The following is a 23,705-nucleotide window of genomic DNA, read 5'->3' on the forward strand; positions in this document are numbered from 1 at the left end:
ATAGATGACATTTGTCATGTTCTGAAGTTTTATAGTTTAATATTGTTTTTTAGTTTTCATTAACACGTCTTTTTAATTTATTTTCTCTCCATCTTTTAATTAAAAATTGAATTCCAATAATCAAAATCAGCATAAAAAGGAAAAAGAAACAAGCTAGCGCCATTCCTACAAGCGGCATTCCGCATCTCACAGGATTTGGTTCATATAGTTTCGCAAGATTATAATCGGCAATATTAAAAGCTACAAAAGAGAGTATAATTTGCAGAATAAAATTAATCCAAGAAATGATGCTGAATTTAAAAGAAGTGGGTTTATAGATTGAAAATGTTCCTAATGTTATTTGGGATAATATTGGTAAAATAATAAGTATTAAAGGTAATATATTTAGCATTTTATAATTGTAGATGAATAACTTAAGAGATAAACTAAAGAAAGAAATATATTATAAATATAAAGATTGTTCAGCAAAATCCAAATAATAGTACTGTTGCCGATTCTAAACGATCTTTGTTTAAAGAAGTGGCATATAATCTTTAATTCTGCTTCAATCTCAACCCCATAGGAACCATCAAAATTCCTTTTTCATAAATATTTAAATAGAGCTTTACAGGTTTTTTCTGCCCTTCCCATTTCAATTCGTAAACATTCAAAAATCCAGCGCCCATATTGCTTCTTTTAGTAGGAAATGGGCAGCAGGTCTCTAATCTGTGAAATGTTATTTTTTCTCCATTTGGACCAGCTAAAGCATTTAAGAAACGAACTTCGTTTAAAGCCTCGTTGTTTGTATTCTGAAAAAAGATATTAATAGGATAATCGGGATCGTAACCGTACTTTTTATCTTTAGCAAATTGTGTTATAGAAAAAGTATTATCCTTTTTCAAAATTAAATCAGGAGCATTATCATCGACATTCTTTAAAGTTGATTTTGTGCTTACGCAAGAAGAAACGCTGATTAATAAAACAATTAAAAGAGCTATTTTTTTCATGGTTGAGATTGTTGGGAAAATTAAACTTCTTGTTGTTCTTTTTTTGGATTTAGTTTTAAAACACCAACTACAATCAGATATTGTGCCAGAAGATAAGTCAACATAATAAAAAATGAGCTTTTAGGAATTGGAGCATAAAATTTATTTACGGCCAAAATACTATCTGAAATGATAAAGAAAATAGCACCTAAAAAAACAAGTTGATTGCCTGGTTTTTCCCAAACCAAAAATCCATTAAAAGCAAATAATAGCATAATTGAAATTACAGAAGCATAAATAGAAACAGGAATTTCAAGATCTCCTAAATGTGGCATTAGAACAGAAACCATTCCAATTAAATAAAATGCTATTAAGACGCTTCCGAATATAAAAAGTGGTTTGTTTTGCCTTTTTCTAATTCTTTTCTGTTTATTAAATAGAACACAATAAACAATATGTGCTGTTAGAAAACATACGAGACCTAAGATAAAGTAAATCTCGCCCAAATCTGTAAAAAGCAAAATGACGTCTCCAAGCCAAGAAAGTACAAGCGCAGCCAATAAAATATTCTGAGTTGGAAATTTTCTATAAAAATAAGCTCCAAATCCTATAATTGGTATTAAAATGGGTTTGAGAAAGAGATCAAAACGCTCGTAGCCCGAAAGTAGTATAATTAGATAAACTATACTAAAGGCTAAATAAATTTTAAAAAAAGAAGAGTTTCTCATAATAGGGGTTATGAATTGATATATTGGTTTTGGTTGGTTTTAAAATCAAAATTGACAAAATAAAGTGTCATTAAAAATGATAAAAACAAGTAGGCAAAAATAATATAATTACTAATCGGAATTACACGATTTAAACCAAACCAATCACCATAATAACCAATAATACAGATTACAATTCCTAATCGGATTGCTTCCCACAAAAGTGCAAACCGATTTTTATCCATTAACTCTGTGTAACTATAAATGGTTACAAAAATAAAGAAGCCATAGATAAAAATATTTGGCAGGCCAATTTTGGCAATATTGTCAAATAAATAACTCACAAATAGCAAGGTTATTAAAACTTGTGCAACAGACCAGTATATTAATTTTTGAGAATTCTGGGTGCCATATTTTGCAAAATCAAAAACATTTTCAATTTTGTTTACAGGATATTTTTCTTCAAAATTTTCAGGACGCCAGCCTGTTGGTTTAAACCAAATGGTTAATTTATCTTTCCATTTTGGAGCGCGCCAAGCATCTTTTATTAATAAACTCAAATGCTGGAAATTTATTTTAATCGGATTCCATGTATTGGCAGGCCTTGTAATTCCAAAAACAGGAGGGACATCATCTAATTCTTCCTGAAAAGTTCCAAAAAGTTTGTCCCAAAAAATAAAAATCTGCGAATGGTTTTTGTCTAGATATTCTGGATTAATGGCATGATGCACCCGATGATGCGACGGCGTTACCAAAACATGCTCAATAAAACCCATTTTCTTGATATGCTTTGTATGATACCAAAATTGTAAAAATAAATGAATTGGAAGTGTGATAGCAATAACAGAAGCAGGAACGCCAAGTAAAGCGGCAGGAATAAGCAAAAAAGTAAACAAATTGACTAAACTTGCAATGGGTTGACGAAGTGCACAGGCAAGATTAAATTCTTCGCTACTGTGATGAATAGCATGTTTGTTCCAAAGAAAATTAATCTGATGCGCCAGACGATGACTCCAATAACCATAAAAATCAATTACAAAAAAAGCTATGCAGTAGGAGAGAACATTTGCTTCTAAATGCTGTAATGCAATTTTAGAAACTAGCCATTCGTAGGAAAGAAAAGTTATACTCAACCCCAAAACATCTTTAACCGAATTGGTAATGCCAGAACTTATGCTCGATACGCTGTCTATTAATGGAGCAGTATCGTTCTTTTTGTAAATGCCGTATAGTTTTTCGATTACAATTAAAACTAAAAAAATCGGCATTGCGATAATTAATATTTTGCCATATTCTTCCATAAAAAAAGCATTCTATTTTATCCAAATATAGAATAAAATAGAATGCTTTTTAAATTATGGGTCAATTAAACAATTTCGGCGCTAAGCCCAGCTTCCAAAAGTTGTGTACATTGAGGTTTTAGTTTTTCTATCGGACCTGTTTTTACAGTGCATTTTCCGTTATAATGTACAATCAATGAGCATTGCTCTGCTTGTTCGGCTGTGTGGCTGCACACGCGCATAAGAGTATCAATTACGTGATCAAAAGTGTTTACATCATCATTATACACAATGATCTCGTTATTAAAAGCAACCGCTTCTTTTTCGCGAACTCTTTCTCTGACTTTTTCTTTAGTACTCATATTTTATAGTTTTTGTACTGAATTGATTATCAGTATCTAATTTACGTATTTTAAAGATACCCAGTTGTTTCTTTGAAGCTTTTTAACATAAGTTAAACCCTTTTCAACGCATGATGCATCGATAAATGGAATGTCTTCTTCATAAAAACCACTAAAAAGAATAATACCTTTTGGGTTTAAAGCATCAACATATGCTTGCATATCATTTAGCAAAATATTTCTGTTGATGTTAGCAATAATCAAATCGTATTTTTTTCCTGCCAACAAAGCTGCATCGCCCTCATAAACGGAGATATGTTTGCAATTATTGCGTTCAGCATTTTCAATTGAGTTTAAATAGCACCAATTGTCAATATCAATGGCATCAATTGGTTCAGCGCCTTTCATTTCGGCTAAAATCGCTAAAATTGCAGTTCCGCATCCCATATCAAGGGTTTTTAAGCCTTTCACATCCATTTCAAGTAAATGCTGAATCATCATGTGAGTGGTTTCATGATGTCCAGTTCCAAAACTCATTTTTGGCTCAATTACAATATCAAATTCAGCATTAGTTTTCTCGTGAAACGGAGCGCGAACGTGACATTTTCCGTCAACATCAATTGGTTCAAAATTCTTTTCCCATTCTTCATTCCAGTTTACCTGATCGATTTCTTCAATTGTATATTCAATTTTAAACTCTTCAGATTGTAAAATATAAATATCATCTAGAATATTTTCATCCCATAAATCTTTCTTCACAAAAGCAGAAATTCCGTTTTCTGTTTCTGTAAAACTTTCAAACGCTTTTTCGCCCAATTCAGCCACTAAAATTTCAGAACCTAACTCTTTTGGCTCAATTGTAAAATGATATCCTAAATATATATTCGACATAAATAAAAATTTTTGCAAAGGTAAGAATCCAAAGTAAAATTTATTCATAAATAAATCATATTCTTATAAATTTTAATGCTAATTTTGAATTGAATTTTGTAAGTTTTTTATTATGGTCAAAAATGTTGTTTTAGTGCTTTTATTGGTTGTTTTAAGCGCCGCAAGCTGCGAAAACGAACACGATGTTGTGAGATCTTTTTGTTATTGGAAAACCGACATGTATTTTCAAGAAGCAGAAGATTCTTTAGTAAAGAAAATGGATCTCCAGCATATGTATGTCCGTTTTTTTGATGTCGACTATAATCCGTATTCCAAAGAACCGCTGCCTGTTGCAACTATTTCGAATATTTCACTCAATAAAAGTAATATTGAGATTACGCCAAGTATTTTTATTACTAATGAGGTGGTTTTAAAATCGGATACAAAACAGTTGGATAGTCTTGCTGCTAGAATGGCACGCCGAATTGGTCAGATTGGAAAAAGGATGAATGACAGAAAAGCAGAAAGCAATGCTTATAATATCGTTTATCCAAAAGATTATTACAAGCAGAAAGACTTCAAAGCCTTAGATTACGATTCTGTAAAAAAAGCAGAATCGGCCAAATTAAAAGTTGATTTTAAAGAAATTCTGATTGACTGTGACTGGACCGAAAAATCACAGAAGAATTATTTCTATTTATTAAAACAAATTAAAAAACAATTTCCGTCGTCAAAACTTGTGGCAACTATAAGGCTTTGGCAATATAAATATGCTACAAAAGCTGGAATTCCGCCAGTTGATAGAGGTTTGCTGATGTGTTATAATATTACAAAACCAGATGATTTTCAGACTAAAAACTCAATAGGAACTAGCGAAGAATTGGCGCAATATATAACACATAGCGATTATAAACTCAAATTAGATATTGCGTTGCCATTATACAGTTGGGCAGTTGCTTTTAGAGGAAATCAATTTAAAGGCATTTTGTCCGAATACGATCAATTGATAAAAGATACGATTAAAGTAAAGAAAACTTCAGATTCAAAATATGTTTTGCAAGATGATGTTTTAATAGGTCAGACGTATCTTAGAAATGGTGATGAAATTAGAATCGAAAAAATTTCAGACAATGAATTGGATAAAATGATTTCGATTGTTAAAAACAAAATTCAGATTGATAATGATACAAAAGTGACTTTTTTCTCTTTTGATAAAAAATACATAAACGATTATGGAACCGAAAATATCTCCAATTTTTATGCGCGCTTTTAACAGTTTACTTTTACTCTTAAGCGTTCAGTTTTCATTTGCCTGCGGATGGAGTGTTTCTCCCGAAACCAGCCGATTAGCTTTGTTTAAGGCGCAACGTGAAGGATTCTTTAAGCTTACGCCGTTTTATTATTCGGCAGATAATTACTATGCGACCAATACTATTTCTAGTGTAGATCAGGAAAAGAATTGTTTAGAGTGGAAAAAGAAGTTAGGAAACAGTATTAATCCAGACGATGTTCATGTGATTTTGTATGAAACAGATTCTGAACAGTTTCAAACTGCTTTTGAAAATAAAACATTGAAAAGCACATTTCCTAAAAACACTTTTGTAGAGGCTTTATTATTGTCTAAAAACAAAGCCTTTTTAAATTATATTCTGCTGGCTAAAAAACTGGAATACGGTAATGTAGAATATACAAAATGGGAATCTTGGGATCAAGTTGGCAGTAATTATAAGAATGATGATTTAGTAGATACTTTTGATTTTGAAAAGAAAATAAAATCGGCTAAAGATTCATTTCTAAAACAGCGTTATGCTTTTTTAGCGTTGCGATATTATTTTTACGCCCAGCAAAAGCAAAACGTTATAGAATTATACAATACTTATTTTGCTTCTGAATCGAATACAATACTTAAACCGTGGGCATTGTATTATAATGCTTTATGTATTGATAATAAGCCTTTGCAAAATTACCTGTTGAGTAAAGTTTTTAATACTTGCGAAGAAAAATCGTTTGCCGTTTTACAGCATTATAATTGGAAATTGACAGCAGAGACTTTAGCGTTAGCTCAAAACGATGAAGAACGAAGCGTTATTTTATCTATTGAAAGTCTTAGAAATCCTGCACCTGATTTGAAAGCGATTAAAGAAATTTATGCATTAAGTCCCAACAGTTTGTTTTTGAGTTTCTTGATAGGAAGAGAAGTAAATAAACTCGAAGATTGGATTTTTACACCTCAATATACAAGTGATGGAGCGCCATCAGTAGTGTTTGGTGATACTGATTGGTACAATTATGGTAAAGTAAAAGAAGAAAATTTCAATAAAGATATTTTATACCTGAGAGAATTAGAGTATTACCTGATTTCGATTCGTGAACAAACTTCTGGCGAGCAAAAAGATTATATTACAGCAGCAATTGCTCAATTGTGCTTTATTGACGATCAGGTTGAAGAAGGAAAAAAATATACTGATTTAATTTCTAATAAAGCCAATGCTTCGATACAAATGCAGAAGAATATTCAGCTGGCATTGGTTTCATTAAAACAAGATAATTTAAAAGATGAGAAAGTTCAGAACCAGCTTTATACTTATTTTGATTCGGTCGAAAATCTAGTAGAAACCGATCACGGATTATTTAAAAATTTATACAGTTTATACCGAATTGCAAGTAGCGATTTTCGCAAAAAAAGCGACATTGTTACGGCTGGCTTGCTTTCGATGAAATCGGATATTAAAAATGATGGAGAATATTCAGAATATAGTAATTCTAGTTTCTTTAATTATATAGGATATTTTGATAGAAATGCATCTGTAAAAGATATGGATCTTTTGATGGCTCTACAGCAGAAAAAAGATAAAACGCCTTTCGAAAAATATATTTGTTCTGGAACAATTGCGCCAAATGTCAATTATTACAAAGATTTAAAAGGAACCATTGCTTTTAGAAATAATAATCTCGAATTGGCTTACGAGACTTTTTCAAGTATGCCGCAAGATTTTTGGGAAAAGAACTATGAGTATAAAACATATTTAAACGAAAACCCATTTTCGCCTAAAATCCTTCAAAAACAAGAAGAAAGAAAGTTTGATTATAGTTTCAATAAAACCGATTTTATAGCCAAATTAATTCAATTGAAAAAGCAAAATACAGCAAACAGTAATTTGCAATTGGCTCACGCTTATTTTAATGTTTCGTATTTGGGTAATTCCTGGATGATGCTTGCATACGATTGGAGTTCTGGCGCATCATATATCGATTATGTTTATGGAGATAATACCGAAAACGAAAAGAAATACCAAAACGGCAATTATTACAATTTGAAAATGGCCAAAATGTATTACGAAAAAGCTTTAAAAATGTCTAAAAACAGTAACGAAAAAGCAATGGCCAGTTTAATGATTTTTGAATGTAATTATTACAATCACTATGCTGAGTTGATTACAGCTGAAGAAGAAGCTAAAAATCCGTTTAAAGCAGGGAAGGAACTGGTTAATTTTTATTCAATTTATAAAACAACACCAACGTTTAAAAAGTATAATTGTCCGTTACTATCATCATTTATAAATTAGTAAAATTGTTAATGCTTGATGAGGTTCAAATTATATAGAAATAAAAAAGCGATACTTTTAAGTATCGCTTTTGTTTTAGGCCACAGATTAAAGGATTAAAAGGATTTATTCAAAACTTAAGATAAAATCTGTGGAAATCATTTTAATCTGTGGCAAAATAATTTTTAGATAGCAGTAACAATAGCTAAGAAATCGTCAGCTTTTAAAGCAGCACCTCCAATTAAACCACCATCTACGTCTGGTTTAGAGAAGATTTCTTTAGCGTTTTCTGGTTTTACAGAACCACCGTATAAAATAGAAACTTCGTCAGCGATATCAGCTCCAAAAGCTTTGCGGATTGTTTCTCTAATAAATTCGTGCATTTCTTGTGCTTGTTCTGGTGAAGCAGTTTCTCCAGTTCCGATAGCCCAAACAGGCTCATAAGCTAAAACAATTTTAGACCAAGATTCTTTTGCGATTTGGAAAACACCATCACGTAATTGATTCTCAACAATGTTAAAGTGATTTCCAGACTGACGGTCTTTTAATTCTTCTCCAAAACAGAAGATTACTGTCATATCATGTTTTAAAGCTGTATTAACTTTGTCTGCGATTAAAGCATCTGTTTCGTGAAAAATAGCTCTACGCTCAGAGTGACCTAAGATTACGGTATTAACACCAATGCTTGTTAACATATCAGCAGAAATTTCTCCTGTAAAAGCACCACCTTCAGCTTGGTGAACGTTTTGAGCAGAAACTCCAATAGTTGTATTTTTTAATTTTGCAGCTGCAGCTTGTAAGTTAACAAAAGTTGGCGCTACAATTACTTGTGCATTTGTTTTTGCTGGAATTTTAGCAATTAATTCGTTTAATAACTCTTCAGTTTGCGCAGCATTTTTATGCATTTTCCAGTTTCCTGCAACAATCGATTTTCTCATTTTGGTAGTTTTATATTATTTTTTTGTTTTTTGTTTAAAATGTTGTGATTGAAAAATTATTTCAATGATTGTAAAGTAGAATTGATTTTTTCGAAGTCAGTTTCGATAGCACGGTATAAAACAATTTTACCTGTTTTGTCAATTACGATATATCTCGGAATCCAATCTAAATCAATAGCTTTTCCAAAAACACCTTTCATTCCGTCGTTCATCATGAAATGGTCGCCTTTTAATTCGTGTTTTTCGATTCCTGCTTTCCATTTATCAGCTGTTTTGTCAGCAGATAAGAATAAGTATGATACTTCAGGATTACCAGCTTGTAATTCTTTTAGTTTTGGCATTGCTTTTACGCAATCACCACACCAAGAAGCCCAAACTTCGATAACCAAAGTTTTTCCTTTATATTTTTTTAAAACGTTTTTGAAAGTAACCTGACTTCCGTCAAGAGCTAGTAATTTCTCAGATAAAGCTTCTTTTGAAAAAGCTGTTTTTTGAGCTTGTGAGCAAGAAAAAGAAATAAATGCAATTACGACAAGGACTAATTGTTTCATATTTTATTAAAATTGTTTTTTATTATGGTACTGAATTCACAAAGTTAAACAAACAAATGGAATGCCAATTGTACATTAACAAAATTTGAAGAGTCGTTCATTTTGTAACAAAACGCTGTTTTTTGGTTGAAAAAAACGTTTTGAAATCGTAATAGTAGAGGCTGAAAATGATGTTTCTTTTTTATGAAGCTATTTTAGAAGAAAAAAAATGATAAAAATTTTATTTCAAGAAGAAGATTTTAATCAAAAAAACGTCAGGTTTCAACAAAAGAAGTCTTCAATAAAATTAAAATTATTGAAGACTTCTTTTTATGTTTTTGAATCTTTAATTCAGCTCATAATTTCCATTTGCCCATTTTTTGCTTGGAGCAATCCAATTGTCTGCAGCTTTGTACAAAAAGCCATGTTTTAGGCCTGTATTAAGTTCAATTTCTTTAAAATAATCTATTTTGCATTTAGAAGTTTCTTTTCTTTTAATAGCAGAAACTCCGTAAATATCTGATTTTTCATAAATAGTTAAAATATTTCCGCACCAATTAAGATCGGGAATTTCTTGAATGTCGACATCTCTAAAGCATCCAATAAAAACAAAATTTAGATCAGGATTGGAGAGATAAGTTGAAACATATTGGGCAATATAACCGCCTTGTGAAGTTCCAATTACTGTAATATGATTTGCTGGGACGCCCTTCTTTATAAGCTTTTTAATTTGTTTTGCTATCTTCTCAGCATATTCTGCAGAGTTTGTGTTTTTCTTTCTTTTTTCACTAAAGACAATAAAGTTATCTTTTCTATAAGATTCTAAAATCTCATTGTATTCTGCTTTACCGTATTCTGGATGAGCTACATTTAGATCATTTTCTTCAACAAATTTGTTATGAAAAAAGAAGATATAGCGTTGATTTTCATTTTTTGTTTGACCGAAACCCGCAATGCAAAATAAAATGGAGAACGAGAAAGTAAGTGTTTGAAAGAGTTTTTTCATGAATAGATTATGTAGAATGTAAAAATGGATTTAAATCGATTTTAGTTTTTTGTATTCATGAGAATTTTATAAATTCCAGTTGTTTTTTCTTGTTCATATTCAGCATTTTTAATTTCAGATGCCTTTTTTACGATACTACTGCATTGGCTTCCTTTTACTCTTTCTGTAACAACAGATAATTCAAAGGCAGGTTTGTCTCCAATATTTACAGCGTATTTAAATGTTCCTTCTGCAAATCCTAATACTAACAAAGCACGATCTGAATTGTTACTTTTCAGATAAGAGGTTTGAATTATCTTATTTTGATTTAAATCGGTTACTGTCACAGGCGTTTGTGGAGGAAAAGTACCATTGTCAAACAAATTTGCTCCAGAATCTTTATCAACAAATTCGAAAGTATAAATTACAGGTCCAGTATCACAATTTATTTGAGGTGAATCGCATCCTGTAGTAAAAATTAGGACTAGTAAAACTGAAATCTTTAGAAGTTTTTTCATGATTAAAAATAGTTTTTGGTTTGACCAAATGTAGGATTATTTTTTAAAATTATTTATATCCTTCTATCTAATTGTTTTCTTCGTTTGATTTTCAAAATCTTCTATATTTTCGAATTTTTTAAGATCTAATTCTTTTTTTGTCTTTTTTAATTCTGTTATTATTTCTAGAATCAAATTATAGCCTTCACTTTCATAGCCAAAAAGGTTTTGATCAAAGTTTGTTCCAACCAGCAATCCATCGTTATGCATGCCAATACACCAATTCTCAAGAAAATCAGATAGATTAATTGCTGCAGGATGATAATCGTCCCATTCGTTTTTTGCACATATTTTTGCCATAATTTCTTTTGACCAAAAGCAAATGATTTCTATTGGTTCTCCATCTTCGTCTTCAAATTCATTAGAGTAAGAAGTAGCGAATCCGTTTTTGCTTTTTAATGCGAATACAATTTCTGTTTCGCATACTTCTTTAATGAATTTTTCGTGCTTTAACTTTATGTCAATATGATTTTTAAACATTCTACTGAAAGGATTTTATAAATGAAAAAAAACGCCAAAACCTTGAAAAGGAAATTGGCGTTTAATAAATTATTTTAGTTGGTATTTTAAATACCGTAAGCTACATCAGATAATTTCAAATCATCAACGTCATTGTAGTGTACTTTTTGAACGATAGTTCCTTTATGTAAAACTACAATGCTAGGATTTGCTCTTTCAACAGTTTTTAGAGCTGTTCCATCGCAGAAATAAAAATCAATATCTAAAGCATAATCTTTTTTAGCTTTCGCTATTTCATCAGCTCCAGAAGCAGTCATTCCGATTACTTTATAACCTTTTGCTTTTGCATCTGCAGTAACTTTTGCTAACTTTTTCATTCCGTCAGGATTCGATAAATTCAAATCATAAGTTACATAGATTAATAATTTTGGCTCTTTTAATAATTCTTCTTTATAATCAGAATCATCTTTAGTCATGGTGAAATCATGAATAGGCGGAATGTAGCCTTCGGTAATTACTTTGTCTTTACGATCAACAAATACCGCTCCTTCTGGAATATTCATTAAATCTTTCTCTGTAAATTCTTTATCAACACCATTTACTTTGTAGATAAAAATCATTTCTACAACCGATTTTGGAGCACCTTCAGGAATTTCCATTCCTTTCTCGATGTTTGTTCCCACTTTGTAAGGACGGAAATCTTTGATAGGATTATGATTTAAAACCCAAACAGCCATAAATACACATAAAATAATGCTGATTAAAGTAATAATATTGGTAACCAATTTTGAAAATAAAGGTTTTACCAGTTTTTTATTAATGAATAAAATCAAGATAAAGAAAAGTAAAACAACATCTTTTGTAAATGACTGCCAAGGCGTTAAGTGTAAAGCGTCTCCAAAGCATCCACAATCTTTTACTACATCAAAATAAGCAGAATAGAAAGTAAGGAATGTAAAGAAAACGATTAATAATAATAAAGCCCAAATAGTTAATTTTGATTTGTAGCCAACCAAAAGCATTACACCTAAAACTACTTCTAGAATAACTAAGAAAATTGCTAGCCCTAAAGCCAACGGCTCTAAAAATGGCATATTAAAAACAGGTTCACTAAAGTATTCTGCCAGTTTATAAGAGAAACCAACAGGATCGTTCAGTTTTATTAATCCAGAAATAATAAATAAGACGCCGACAAATAATCGGGAGAATTGGGTAATGATGTTTTTCATGGCAAATATTTAGGGTTTAAATTCCAAATTTTTAAATCCTAAACTCCAATTTTAAAGTTGGAATTTGGGATTTTATTTTTTGAAATTTTATTTGTTTATTGGGTTTAGAATTAAAGCAAAGACAGAATAATTAATCATATCCTGGTAATTGGCATCGATACCTTCAGATACCAAAGTTTTTCCTTTATTATCTTCAATTTGTTTAACGCGAAGAATTTTTTGCAAAATCAAATCAGTTAAAGAACTTACACGCATATCGCGCCAAGCTTCGCCGTAATCATGATTTTTAGCTTCCATTAAATCTTTAGTCAATTTCACTTTAGCATCGTATAATTCAGTTGCTTTTTCAACGTCAAGATCCGGCTGATCTGCAACGCCAAGTTCTAACTGAATCAAAGCCATGATCGAATAATTGATTATTCCGATAAATTCTCCTTTTTCGTCTTCGTCAACTTTGCGAACATCGTTCTCTTGCAAACTTCTAATTCGTTGTGCTTTTATGAAAATCTGGTCAGTTAGCGATGGTAATCTTAAAATTCTCCACGCACTACCGTAATCTTTCATTTTATTGATGTACAATGTTCGGCAAACCGCGATAACATTATCAAACTCTTGGGAAGTATTCTTCATTTATATGCTGTATATTTGCTAAAATTTCTTCAAAAATAAGCATAATTTTTTAAGAGTTTCAAGTTTAAGGTTTTCTTTGTTCCAAGTTTTTTCTTAACAAAGTGTTAATGCTACGAAGTTGAAACTAAAATATAATGTTTCAAGTTTCAGGTTTAAAGTCGACTTTGATTGCGTAAGTTCTGAGACTTGAAACCTGAAATAAAAAATAACAGAACAAATGACAATTAATTGTAAAGGCCGTTTGATTGATTTGGAAATTCCAAAAGTAATGGGAATTTTAAATGTTACTCCAAATTCTTTCTTTGATGGCGGAAAATATAAAAACGAAGACGAAATTATTTCGAGAGTTGATAAAATGCTTTCAGAAGGAGCAACTTTTATCGACATTGGAGCATATTCTAGTAAACCAAGTGCTGAGTTTGTAACCGAACAAGAAGAAATTGACCGAATTGTGCCAGCGATAGAATTGATTTTAAAACACTTTCCAGAAACTTTATTATCAATTGACACTTTTAGAGCTGAGGTTGCCAAAGCGAGCATAGAAAGTGGCGCGGCAATTATAAACGATATTGCGGCTGGAGAACTAGACGAAAAAATGTTTGATGTAATTGCGCATTATAACGTTCCGTACATCATGATGCACATGCGAGGCAATCCGCAGACGATGCAAAGTTTGACGCAGTACGATGATATTATAAAAGAAATGCTTTTTTATTTTTCTGAAAAAGTGAAAAAAGCAAGAAGTTTAGGAATCAACGATTTGATTTTAGATCCAGGTTTCGGTTTTGCTAAAACAACCGATCAGAATTATGAAGTAATGCAGAAAATGGAACTTTTTAATCTTTTGGAATTACCCGTTTTAGCTGGAATTTCTAGAAAATCAATGATTTATAAAACACTTGACATTACACCCCAAGAGGCTTTAAACGGAACTACTTTCTTGAATACGATTGCTTTGACAAAAGGAGCTAAAATTTTGAGAGTTCATGATGTGAAAGAAGCGATGGAATGTGTTACTTTGTTTGGTAAAATGAGTTTGTAAATCGCCAGTTTTGTCATTTCGACGAAGGAGAAATCTTCGTTGCTAGATCGACAAAGAATGGATTCTCATTGCGGAGTTACTTGCGAAGATTTCTCCTTCGTCGAAATGACAAACTTTGTGTAAAATGAATTTTAAAAATATGAAATACTTTACCCTAATTATAGCTTTCCTACTTTTCTCCTGCGGAAAAAAAGAAGACGTTTTATTGCCAAAATCAAATGTTTCAATTGTAAAAGACGTACAAGATCATTCGCCGATTTACCTCTTTTTTAAAGTTGAGGGAAAAGATACAATCGCAGATTTAAATAGAAAAAGCGCCATAATTTCAACCAATTGGATTTTCAATATTGACAAACGCTTGCCATTAAAAAAGGTAATCCCAGAAGTAATTAAAATGCAGGAAAAAAAGCGTAATGAGAAAATGCATCAAAACGAAGAATCTGAAAACTATTATTCTTATGCAGATTCTATAGGGAAGAATTTAGCTTTTCTACCTTTCACGAAAGTGTTTTATAAAATGGAAAGACCTGCTCAAGGAAGTTTTGTAGTTTACTTTAAAAAAGGGAAACAACAGGTTTTTATGGCTAATCAGGAAATAAAAATCTCAGAAATACTAAAGCAATTTTACAGTATAAAGTTTGAAAGAGTACCAGATTTAGTGTTTTTATTCGACAAGAATATGAGCTACGAAGAGTATATCCAGTATAAAATTCTACTGCAAAAAGAGGTGACATATAACCTTGATAAACTCCCAGTAGAGTACATTTTTAAAACTTAAAAAACTTTGAACCTTTGTTTCTCTGAATCTTTGCCCCTTTAAAGAATCTATTGATGATGATAAGGTTCATTGCGTAAAATCGTAAATCCGCGATATAATTGTTCTATGAAAAATAAACGAACCATTTGATGCGAAAAAGTCATTAGCGAAAGAGAAACTTTTCCTTGTGCTTTTTTATAAACGGTTTCAGAAAATCCGTAAGGACCACCAATTACGAAAACTAAAGTTTTAACTCCAGAATTCATTTTCTTCTGTAATTCTTCAGAAAAACCAACGCTTGAGAATGTTTTTCCGTTTTCATCCAACAAAATCAATTGATCTGTTGCCGAAAGTTTTGATAGAATCAATTCGCCTTCTTTTTCTTTTTGCTGGCTTTCAGATAAGTTTTTTACGTTTTTGATATCAGGAATAATTTCCAGATCAAATTTGATGTAAAACGACAAGCGTTTGGTGTAATCGTCTATCAAAGTCTGAAGCGATTTATTATCTGTTTTGCCTATTGCTATAAGTTTGATGTTCATTGGTTAAGTTTTTTGCAACGAATTACACTAATTCGCACGAATTTATTTTTTTTGCCACAGATTAAAAGGATTAACATAGATTAGATTATTTTAAATTTAAACAAATCTTTTTAATCCTTTTTAATCTGTGGCAAAATGAAAACTTTATTTTTTGTTTTCAAAAACCGTTTCAAAATGTTCTACAATCGGAAAAGGTTCGTAATAATGATGTAAAATATTTTTCCATTCCAGATACGCTTCAGAAGTTCTAAAACCTACTGTGTGATCTTCTAATGTATTCCAATCGACCAGTAAAAGATATTTGTTTTCGACTTCGAGACATTTCTCTAATCTATGCCCTAAATAACCATCGATTGATGAAATATATTGGCTTGCTTTAGTAAAATCAACTTCAAATTGATTGGCTAATTCTGGTTTTACGTAAAGAAATGCGGCTTCTAATATCATAGTTTACTGTTATCAAACCCGACAGGTTTTTAAAACCTGTCGGGTTTCGTTTAGTTGTTAAACTTCGTTTCAAAAGTTTTAAAACGGTTGTCTAAATCTTTGATTAATTGTTTTTTAACTGATGCATCTTGAATGAAACTGTAATTAATGCTATTGTAAACGTATTTTTTAATCGTTTCGTAATTCACGTCAGGGTATCTTTTTGCCAATAAAACATACTGTTCTGTCATACTGCTTCTTAGAATTCCGGCGTCGTCTGTACTGATCACAATTGGCACATTAAATTCTTTGTAAAGTGTAAACGGATGTCTGTTTTCTTTTACTTTCAAAATGAATTCATTGCTCGCTAAATTGATCTCAATCGGAATGTTGTTTTTCGACATATATTTTAATAAATCATATGAATTTGCCTCATACGCAATATCAACTCCGTGACCAATCCTGTTTGCGCCTGCAACATAAATTGCATCGTTGATGTGCCAAGTCAATTCTTCCGGCTGGACTAAACCTAAAGTCAATTCACCTGCATGAAGCGTATATTTTACGTCTGAAAATTTAGAGTGGCAATATTTAAACATTACCATATGAAGCCAGTAATCTTTCATAGAATTTTCGCCATGCTCTGGAGAAACAATGTTTACGCCAGCAACCAATTTACTTTCGTTTGCAGAGATAAAAGCTATTGTCAGATTTTTAAATAAATCAACAGGATCCATAAAACGAAGCACAAAGTTTTGATAACGCATCGTAAATTTATCGTCATCTATTTTTAAGTCTTTATGCAGTTTTGCAATGAAATTATTATTGAAATCTAAAGCATATTTTTTAGCATCTTTTTTCTGAAATGATTTATACAATTCATCTAAAAGTTTCGTAACAGCTTTTTCATCTTTCTGTTCTGCGGCTTTGCGTAATTTTGAATTGAAATCGGTTAAATCTGAAATATTCATATCGCACGGAATTGTCGATAATTGCGTTTCAATATAAAGCACATTTTCTGAAATCGCACGCTTTTTTAATTCGAGCATTCCTTCTGCAAAATGACCTGCAATAGTTGGTTCAAATTTCATAAAAGAATCAAAGAATTGATCATCAGAAGGAACGGAGCCATTATAATCTTTAATAGACCAAGTTTGCATAACTTGTTGCTGATAGTAATCTAATTTCCCTTTATTTTTAAGAGATGAAAAGTTTTCCCAATTTCCTTTTTCAGGTTTGGTTTTAGAAACTGCCATGGTTTCTAGATTCAAATAAAAGTCTTCAGCAATCGCTCTTTCTAAAAGAGGTTCTGCATAAATTGATCCTGAAAAATGGTGGTGCAAATCGCCTCCTTTAGGCATTTGTTGAAAAAAAGCTGTTAAGAGAGCTTCATTATTTCTGATTTTTTCTAAATAACTCTCAGCCGATTGAGAAAAGCCGATTTGTGCTATAAAAATACAGAAAAGCGTAATTATTCTTGTCATACTCTAAGATTAAATTACGCGCAAATATACGAGTTTTCGGAGAATTTTGAAAATCGAATTTCGTTATCTTGAATTTTTACCGCAAAGAGCGCAAGGTTTTGTTATTTACTTGACTTAGTATAAACGCAAAGTTCGCAAAGCTTTGTCTAAAAACTTTGCGAACTTTGCGTTATTCTTTGCGCGCTTTGCGGTTAAAAAAACTTAGAACCTTTTAAGAAAAAAGTACATCATGTATTTCAGGAACTTTATCAAAAACGCTTTTTGCGAAAGGACAAAGAGGAATAATTTTTACATTATTTGCTCTGGCATAATCTACGGCTGCAATAACTAATTTTTTGCCAACACCTTTTCCATTAAAATCTGGACTTACTTCTGTATGGTCAATAATAAATTTAGAGTCTCCTGCCCAAGTATAAGTCATTTTTCCAGCTTCTTTTCCGTCTTCTACAGCTTCAAAATAGCCTCTTCTTGTATCGTTTATTTGTTGAATTTCCATGATGATTAAAATAATGTGGTTTTGATTTCGATTGAATGTGTTAATGTTTTATGAATCGGACAGCTATTTGCAATCGTTTCTAGGCGCTGTCTTTGTTTTTCGTCAACTTCGCCAATGATTTCTATTTTTCGGGTAAAAAGAGATACGTTTTGTTCTGAATCTCTTTCAAAATCGACTTTTATATTGATTTCTTCAACATTCCATTGCTTTCTATTGATGTACATTCTTAATGTAATCAGTGTGCAAGAGGCTAATGACGAAGCTAAAAGTTCTGACGGACTGAATCCTAAATTTTTGCCACCCATTTCCTGTGGTTCATCTGCAATTACTACATTTCCGCTGGCAGATGTTATTTCGGTGCGATACAAACGCGTATCTATTTTTGCTGCTATTGTATTCATAATTATCTAATTCTTGGTTCAGGCAATGGTACAAATTCGGTTTCTCCAGGAACTTTTGGAAAAGTCTGGTTTGTCCAGTCAATTTTTGCTTTTTCGATGAGGTTTTTGTCAGAAGAAACAAAGTTCCAAAAGATGAAATGTTCTTCAGGAAATGGCTCTCCTCCAAAAATATAAACTGTAGAGTTTGCAGCAATTTCGAACTCGCAAAGAGAGGCTTCAGTTGTAATTAAAATTTGTCTTGGATCGTATGTATGTTCGCCATTTTTGATGCTTCCCTCCAAAATATATAAACCGCTTTCGCCAAACAAATCTTTTCCGATATTAATTTTTTGAGCCTCTTTGCTTTTAATTTCAATAAAGTATAATGGACTATAAACAGGAACTGGAGATTTTTTTCCAAAAGCTTCACCAGCAATCAATTTGAACGAAACTCCATTTTCTTCCCAAGCAGGAATATCATCTGCTTCAACGTGTGTGAAATTAGGTTCCATTTGCTCTAATTCTTTAGGAAGAGCAACCCAAATCTGCAAACCGTGAAGCATTTTATCTGAATGTCTCAAATATTCTGGAGTTCTTTCTGAGTGAACAATTCCTTTTCCGGCTGTCATCCAGTTTACAGCGCCTGGCTTTATTTCTAATTCGGTTCCTAAACTATCGCGGTGCATAATGCTTCCTTCAAATAAAAAAGTTAGTGTTGAAAGTCCGATATGCGGGTGCGGAGGAACATCCATATTTTCATGGTCACTTAAATGCGCAGGCCCCATATGATCGATAAATACAAATGGTCCAACGGCTCTTTTTTCACGGAAAGGCAATAATCTTCCTACCATAAAATTGCCAATATTGGCTGCACGTTCTTCGATGATTAAACTGATGTTTGACATGTGGTATTATTTTATTTGAAAACAAAATTACAGTGGTGATAGAAATCTGTAACTTAATTTAGATTAAGAAAAGTTTTTTTTGGATTTTTGAATTATAAAAGTAAGGAAAACCTCCGAATAATTTATTTCATTTTTGTTATTGTAAAGTGAAGTGTATTTTTGTCAGACTGAGCGAAGTCGAAGTTCCGCATGCTGAATCACTTTGCGAGACTTCGACTTCGCTCAGTCTGACAACACTAAAGATATTCTGTTTAATCAATCAGCTCAAACTCCAAAACTTCACTTTCGGTTCCATTAATTATAATCGACAATTGATGAATTCCGGTATGAAAAACTCGAGTCGTTATCAATTTAAAAGACTGATTTCTTTCAATCTTGGTTAATTGATTCGGATGATAAACTTTCTCACTGATTTTAAAGACTTTTTTAGCCAAATGTCCTTTTGCTTTTTTGTAATGGACAGCATATTCTAAACGAACTTTTTTTGGTTCTTCGTTTTTATTATTTAAATGAAAATGAAACTGCAGATAATCTCCAATTTTTACAGTTGGCGTTTTGATTTCGAAAGATGAAAGCTCGATATTGGTGCTTTCTAAACCATAATGACTTAAAATTTCAGGATGTCCTTGTTTTAATAAAGTTCGGCAACCGTGTTTTATAATTCCGTCTGTTTCTTTGCTGTGGCCTTTCCATCTTGAAGCGATTTCGAGTACAATCTCAGGATTATCTTTTACAATATCATTCAAATTATTGGCAACACTTCTGCGAACATATTCTGAAGGATCATTTTTTAAATTTTCTAAAATCGGAAGAATAGAAGTTGGGTCTTTTTTTAGAAACGGAATCGCCATTGCCCAAGGCAATCTGGGTCTTGAACCTTCGCTAGCTAATCTTCGTACATGATGATTTTTGTGCAAAGACCATTTAATCATTTCGTTGATCATTCTTTCTTTATATTTTAAAATAAAGGGGCGAACGGCAAACTCGCAGCTTATAAATTGTGTTATAGAAATAAAGGCCTTTACGGAAGTTTCAAAATCGTCTAAACCGTACATTTCGATATAATCGGCAAAGAAAATGAAAGCCAGATTGCCATCAGTAAAACTATTTTTCTTTAAGTTTTCAATGATTTCATCAATTAAAGCAGTGGCTTCTACAAAATTCTGAGGCATAAATTGGTGAAGTACAACTGTAGTATGTTTCATGCGGTCTTTCCATTCTTTCTGTACAAAATCGCCTTCGTAAATGGCATCAATAAATTTTTGTTTGTTGAATGAAGGATGTACTTCGGCGACAGCCTGACCAAATTTTTCGTAAAAAGAAACCGAGTAAATATCTTTAATTAATCCCATGATTTTTGCTTGAATAAACTTCAAAGATATTTAATTGAGCTCTTATTAAGAGATTAAGTTTTGTTAAGAATTGTAACTTTATTTTTCTGAATATCTTAATAGTTAAAAAAGAGATATTTAATGTTTTATGTAATTTTTCATGGTGCAGTAACTTTCAAATCCATAAAATATATCCTAATTTAGCATATTATTAAAAATAGAAAAATGATAAGCGAAGCACAATTTCAAGCAGAATTACAACTTTTGATTAGTAACGCCATAAGAGAAGATGTTGGACCAGGCGATTATAGTTCGCTGGCTTGTATACCAGATACAGCTCACGGTCAAGCTAAATTGTTGGTAAAAGATCAAGGAATAATTGCTGGTGTAGAATTGGCAAAAATGATATTTGCACATGTGGATCCAAAATTGAAAGTGAAAACTTTTATTGAAGATGGAACGCATGTAGAATACGGAGAAGTTGTTTTTGAAGTTTCTGGAAGCTCACAATCTATTTTAAAAGCTGAAAGAGTTGTTTTGAATACCATGCAGAGAATGTCTGCAATTGCTACAAAAACAAGTCATTTAATGGATCTTTTGGAAGGAACAAATACAAAGATTTTAGATACACGTAAAACGACTCCAAATTTTAGAGCGGCAGAAAAATGGGCTGTAAAAATTGGAGGTGGCGAGAATCACCGTTATGCTTTATATGATATGATTATGTTAAAAGACAATCATATTGATTTTGCAGGCGGAATTACTCGTGCGATTTCTAAAACAAAAGAATATTTAGAGGAAAATAATTTGGATTTAAAAATTATTGTTGAAGCTCGCAATCTAGATGAAATTAGAGAGATTTTATTGAGCGATGGAGTTCATAGAATTCTGATTGATAACTTTAATTATGAAGATACTAAAACGGCCGTTGAATTAATTGGTACAAAATGCCAGACTGAATCTTCAGGGAATATCAGTGAAAAAACAGTTCGTGAATATGCTTTATGCGGTGTAGATTATATTTCGTCTGGTGCTTTAACGCATTCTGTTTATAATATGGATTTGAGTTTGAAAGCTTTTTAACGAAGTTATAAATTTTGAGTTATAAGTTATGAGTTTTGTAAATCTATCTCGATAGAGGGACTAAACTCAGAAATCTAAAATCTAAAAATATGTCGCAGGAGATAGAAGATCGGATTGAGAAATTGCCTGTTATACGCAATGTAGCCCGACTTTTTAAAAGAATAAAACTGCCTTGGCTAGAAGGTTTTTCGCTGTATGATTTGCTAGAAATGTATACCTTAGGAATTATTGAAGGTGCATTTTCGTATCATGCCAGTGCGGTTTCTTTTAGCTTTTTTATGGCTTTATTTCCTTTTGCACTGTTTATCTTAAACTTAATTCCATTTATTCCGATAGATAATTTTCAGGAAGATTTCTTGCAGTTCGTTCAGCAAAGCGTTCCGCCAAATACTTTTGATGCGATTAGTAAAATCATTAGTGATATTTTAAATAATAGTCACTCGGGTTTATTATCGTCAGGTTTCCTGCTTTCTATTTTCTTAATGGCAAATGGTATAAATGGCATTTTGAGCGGTTTTGAATCTTCTAAACATGTTTTTGATAAACGCGGTTTTTTTAAACAGTATCTTGTTGCGTTGGCAATTTCTCTTGTTATGACAGTTATTTTGTTTGTAACAGTGGCAACAATTGTCGTTTTTGAGGTTTTTATTCAGAAAACAATCATTCAGGATGTATTGAGTGATCGAATTCCGTTGATCATCTTAGGAAGATACTTGTTTGTTATTTTAATGATTTTGATAACATCTTCAATATTATTGCGTTATGGTACAAAACAGTACAATAAAGTGTCTTTTATAAGCATTGGTTCTGTTTTTACAACGATCCTAATTGTTATATCTTCGTTCTTTTTTGGGATTTGGGTTATAAAATTTTCAAAATATAACGAACTTTATGGTTCAATTGGGACATTATTAATTCTAATGTTTTATATTTGGATAAACTGTATGATACTGCTTTTAGGGTTCGAACTAAACGCTTCTATCAGAAAATTAAAACAAAAAAAAACTTACTAGTATGAAAAATTGGATGTTAACAATCGGTGTTTTTTTCTTTGCGTTAACCATGCAAAGCCAAAGTGTAATTGGGAAATGGAAAACAATTGATGATGAAACAGGGGAAGCAAAATCGATCGTAGAGATTTACGAAAAATCAGGGAAATTATATGGTAAAGTAGTAGATATACTTCGTGATAGCCATAAAAAAGATGTCTGCGTAAAGTGTGAAGGAGCTGAAAAAAACAAGCCAATTTTAGGGATGGTAATTATAAATGGTTTAAAAAAAGATGGTGATGAATATAATGGAGGCACTATCTTAGATCCTACAAGCGGTAAAAAATACAAATGTTATATTTCATTAGAATCTGCCGATAAACTAAAACTTCGAGGGTATGTTGGTATATCTTTAATGGGTAGAACGCAATACTGGACAAGGGTAAAAAATTAATTAAAATCTAATGCGAAAATTAGCTTCGATAATTTTATTCTTAGTTATAGTTTCAAACAGCTTTGGACAATCTAAGAATTCGCCATTACAAATAAGTCATCTTACGGGTGACTTTTATGTTTATAAGACTTTTAGCGATTATAAAGGAACAAAGATTTCTGCCAATGCCATGTATGTTGTTACAGATAAAGGAGTTGTTCTTTTTGATGCGCCATGGGATAAAAAACAGTTTCAGCCTTTATTGGATAGTATAAAATCAAAACATAATAAAGAAGTTGTTATGCTTTTTGGAACGCACTCACATGACGATCGTGCGGGTGGATTTGATTTTTATAAAAAAAAGGGAATCAAAACGTACTCTATTAAGCTGACAGATGATATTTTGAAAAAGAACAACGAACCCAGATCTGAATTTATAACTCCGAATGACACAATTTTTACAGTTGGACAATACAAATTTGAAGTGTATTATCCTGGTAAAGGCCATGCGCCAGATAATATTGTAGTTTGGTTCGGAAAAGAGAAAATTCTTTATGGTGGGTGTTTTATAAAAAGTGTTGAAGCTGAAAATCTTGGATATTTAGGCGATGCAGATGTTAAAGAATGGCAAAAATCGATTAAAAAAGTTCAGTCAAAATTTAAGAATCCTCATTATATTATTCCCGGACATGACGGCGGAACAAGCAATAAATCTATCAATCATACTTTAAAGCTGATTCAGGATTATAATCTTTCAAATAATACTTCTCCTAAATCAGGTCAGAAATAACTTGCTGACAT

At 31.7% G+C, this 23,705-nt stretch carries 28 protein-coding genes; 8 read left to right on the forward strand and 20 right to left on the reverse strand.

All coding sequences use genetic code 11. From position 1 onward, the window contains the following. Nucleotides 1-49 precede the first annotated feature (49 nt). The 6 genes from AC1Q5Z_RS03355 to prmA form a co-directional block, all read right to left on the reverse strand. Nucleotides 50-391: a hypothetical protein gene (locus tag AC1Q5Z_RS03355; protein WP_492443816.1), complete on the reverse strand. Its 342-nt coding sequence runs from the start codon at nt 389-391 to the stop codon at nt 50-52. Between the two features lie 142 nt (nt 392-533). Continuing rightward, the gene (locus AC1Q5Z_RS03360) at nt 534-986 is read right to left on the reverse strand and encodes a 2-dehydro-3-deoxyphosphooctonate aldolase (protein ID WP_343588846.1); all 453 of its coding nucleotides are present in this window, start codon (nt 984-986) and stop codon (nt 534-536) included. Between the two features lie 20 nt (nt 987-1,006). Continuing rightward, nucleotides 1,007-1,693: a lysoplasmalogenase gene (locus tag AC1Q5Z_RS03365; RefSeq protein WP_343588845.1), complete on the reverse strand. Its 687-nt coding sequence runs from the start codon at nt 1,691-1,693 to the stop codon at nt 1,007-1,009. 8 nt (nt 1,694-1,701) lie between these two features. Further along, on the reverse strand, nt 1,702-2,973 hold the full coding sequence (locus AC1Q5Z_RS03370; RefSeq protein ID WP_492443817.1) for a sterol desaturase family protein: 1,272 nt from the start codon (nt 2,971-2,973) through the stop codon (nt 1,702-1,704). A gap of 65 nt (nt 2,974-3,038) precedes the next feature. Further along, nucleotides 3,039-3,314, reverse strand: a complete 276-nt coding sequence (locus AC1Q5Z_RS03375; RefSeq protein ID WP_198856133.1) for an ATP-dependent Clp protease adaptor ClpS — start codon at nt 3,312-3,314, stop codon at nt 3,039-3,041. Nucleotides 3,315-3,350: 36 nt separating this feature from the next. Then, nucleotides 3,351-4,184, reverse strand: coding sequence for a 50S ribosomal protein L11 methyltransferase (gene prmA, locus AC1Q5Z_RS03380; protein ID WP_343588843.1), 834 nt, complete (start codon nt 4,182-4,184; stop codon nt 3,351-3,353). Between the two features lie 112 nt (nt 4,185-4,296). On the opposite strand from prmA, the gene AC1Q5Z_RS03385 reads away from it, so the two are divergent. Beyond that, complete coding sequence (locus tag AC1Q5Z_RS03385; protein ID WP_343588842.1) at nt 4,297-5,436, forward strand: hypothetical protein; 1,140 nt, start codon at nt 4,297-4,299, stop codon at nt 5,434-5,436. Next, on the forward strand, nt 5,396-7,729 hold the full coding sequence (locus AC1Q5Z_RS03390) for a hypothetical protein (protein WP_492443818.1): 2,334 nt from the start codon (nt 5,396-5,398) through the stop codon (nt 7,727-7,729). The genes AC1Q5Z_RS03385 and AC1Q5Z_RS03390 overlap by 41 nt, the downstream gene beginning before the upstream one ends. A 164-nt stretch (nt 7,730-7,893) precedes the next feature. Here AC1Q5Z_RS03390 and tpiA read toward each other — a convergent pair whose 3' ends face one another. The 7 genes from tpiA to AC1Q5Z_RS03425 form a co-directional block, all read right to left on the reverse strand. Next, entirely contained in the window at nt 7,894-8,646 is a 753-nt protein-coding gene (gene tpiA, locus AC1Q5Z_RS03395; RefSeq protein ID WP_198856130.1) for a triose-phosphate isomerase, read from the reverse strand. Nucleotides 8,647-8,702: 56 nt separating this feature from the next. Then, on the reverse strand, nt 8,703-9,197 hold the full coding sequence (locus AC1Q5Z_RS03400) for a TlpA family protein disulfide reductase (RefSeq protein ID WP_488753904.1): 495 nt from the start codon (nt 9,195-9,197) through the stop codon (nt 8,703-8,705). 325 nt (nt 9,198-9,522) lie between these two features. After that, nucleotides 9,523-10,182 (reverse strand): alpha/beta hydrolase, encoded by a 660-nt coding sequence (locus AC1Q5Z_RS03405; RefSeq protein ID WP_492443819.1) that lies wholly within the window; start codon nt 10,180-10,182, stop codon nt 9,523-9,525. Nucleotides 10,183-10,223: 41 nt separating this feature from the next. Continuing rightward, nucleotides 10,224-10,679, reverse strand: coding sequence for a hypothetical protein (locus AC1Q5Z_RS03410; protein WP_343588838.1), 456 nt, complete (start codon nt 10,677-10,679; stop codon nt 10,224-10,226). 63 nt (nt 10,680-10,742) lie between these two features. After that, complete coding sequence (locus AC1Q5Z_RS03415; RefSeq protein WP_343588837.1) at nt 10,743-11,198, reverse strand: DUF2750 domain-containing protein; 456 nt, start codon at nt 11,196-11,198, stop codon at nt 10,743-10,745. Nucleotides 11,199-11,284: 86 nt separating this feature from the next. Further along, nucleotides 11,285-12,406 (reverse strand): BT_3928 family protein, encoded by a 1,122-nt coding sequence (locus tag AC1Q5Z_RS03420; RefSeq protein ID WP_278022072.1) that lies wholly within the window; start codon nt 12,404-12,406, stop codon nt 11,285-11,287. 87 nt (nt 12,407-12,493) lie between these two features. Further along, entirely contained in the window at nt 12,494-13,036 is a 543-nt protein-coding gene (locus tag AC1Q5Z_RS03425) for a DUF1599 domain-containing protein (RefSeq protein WP_198856124.1), read from the reverse strand. A gap of 217 nt (nt 13,037-13,253) precedes the next feature. On the opposite strand from AC1Q5Z_RS03425, the gene folP reads away from it, so the two are divergent. After that, nucleotides 13,254-14,078: a dihydropteroate synthase gene (gene folP, locus AC1Q5Z_RS03430; protein WP_343588836.1), complete on the forward strand. Its 825-nt coding sequence runs from the start codon at nt 13,254-13,256 to the stop codon at nt 14,076-14,078. A 139-nt stretch (nt 14,079-14,217) separates the two neighbouring features. After that, complete coding sequence (locus AC1Q5Z_RS03435) at nt 14,218-14,856, forward strand: hypothetical protein (RefSeq protein ID WP_492443820.1); 639 nt, start codon at nt 14,218-14,220, stop codon at nt 14,854-14,856. Between the two features lie 47 nt (nt 14,857-14,903). Here AC1Q5Z_RS03435 and rlmH read toward each other — a convergent pair whose 3' ends face one another. From rlmH to AC1Q5Z_RS03470, 7 genes are all read right to left on the reverse strand, one after another. Beyond that, nucleotides 14,904-15,377: a 23S rRNA (pseudouridine(1915)-N(3))-methyltransferase RlmH gene (gene rlmH / locus AC1Q5Z_RS03440; RefSeq protein ID WP_035648259.1), complete on the reverse strand. Its 474-nt coding sequence runs from the start codon at nt 15,375-15,377 to the stop codon at nt 14,904-14,906. A 144-nt stretch (nt 15,378-15,521) separates the two neighbouring features. Then, a complete protein-coding gene (locus AC1Q5Z_RS03445) occupies nt 15,522-15,824 on the reverse strand; it encodes an antibiotic biosynthesis monooxygenase family protein (RefSeq protein ID WP_343588835.1) in 303 nt (100 codons plus the stop codon). Between the two features lie 50 nt (nt 15,825-15,874). Further along, nucleotides 15,875-17,287: an adenosine deaminase gene (locus AC1Q5Z_RS03450; protein ID WP_343588834.1), complete on the reverse strand. Its 1,413-nt coding sequence runs from the start codon at nt 17,285-17,287 to the stop codon at nt 15,875-15,877. 211 nt (nt 17,288-17,498) lie between these two features. After that, the gene (locus AC1Q5Z_RS03455) at nt 17,499-17,783 is read right to left on the reverse strand and encodes a GNAT family N-acetyltransferase (RefSeq protein WP_343588833.1); all 285 of its coding nucleotides are present in this window, start codon (nt 17,781-17,783) and stop codon (nt 17,499-17,501) included. Nucleotides 17,784-17,788: 5 nt separating this feature from the next. After that, entirely contained in the window at nt 17,789-18,184 is a 396-nt protein-coding gene (locus tag AC1Q5Z_RS03460) for an OsmC family protein (RefSeq protein WP_198856118.1), read from the reverse strand. A gap of 2 nt (nt 18,185-18,186) precedes the next feature. Beyond that, the gene (locus AC1Q5Z_RS03465; RefSeq protein ID WP_343588831.1) at nt 18,187-19,068 is read right to left on the reverse strand and encodes a pirin family protein; all 882 of its coding nucleotides are present in this window, start codon (nt 19,066-19,068) and stop codon (nt 18,187-18,189) included. A 251-nt stretch (nt 19,069-19,319) separates the two neighbouring features. Next, on the reverse strand, nt 19,320-20,420 hold the full coding sequence (locus AC1Q5Z_RS03470; protein WP_492443821.1) for a DNA alkylation repair protein: 1,101 nt from the start codon (nt 20,418-20,420) through the stop codon (nt 19,320-19,322). Nucleotides 20,421-20,624: 204 nt separating this feature from the next. Here AC1Q5Z_RS03470 and nadC point away from each other — a divergent pair, with 204 nt between their 5' ends. From nadC to bla-B1-FLAV, 4 genes are all read left to right on the forward strand, one after another. Next, nucleotides 20,625-21,482 (forward strand): carboxylating nicotinate-nucleotide diphosphorylase, encoded by an 858-nt coding sequence (gene nadC, locus AC1Q5Z_RS03475; protein WP_198856115.1) that lies wholly within the window; start codon nt 20,625-20,627, stop codon nt 21,480-21,482. Between the two features lie 89 nt (nt 21,483-21,571). Beyond that, a complete protein-coding gene (locus AC1Q5Z_RS03480; protein WP_198856114.1) occupies nt 21,572-22,495 on the forward strand; it encodes a YihY/virulence factor BrkB family protein in 924 nt (307 codons plus the stop codon). A 1-nt stretch (nt 22,496) separates the two neighbouring features. Further along, nucleotides 22,497-22,925, forward strand: a complete 429-nt coding sequence (locus tag AC1Q5Z_RS03485) for a DUF2147 domain-containing protein (RefSeq protein WP_198856113.1) — start codon at nt 22,497-22,499, stop codon at nt 22,923-22,925. 10 nt (nt 22,926-22,935) lie between these two features. Beyond that, complete coding sequence (gene bla-B1-FLAV, locus AC1Q5Z_RS03490) at nt 22,936-23,694, forward strand: subclass B1 metallo-beta-lactamase (protein WP_492443822.1); 759 nt, start codon at nt 22,936-22,938, stop codon at nt 23,692-23,694. Nucleotides 23,695-23,705 lie beyond the last annotated feature (11 nt).

It is taken from the genome of Flavobacterium sp. GW823-FHT06G12 (assembly GCF_058794775.1).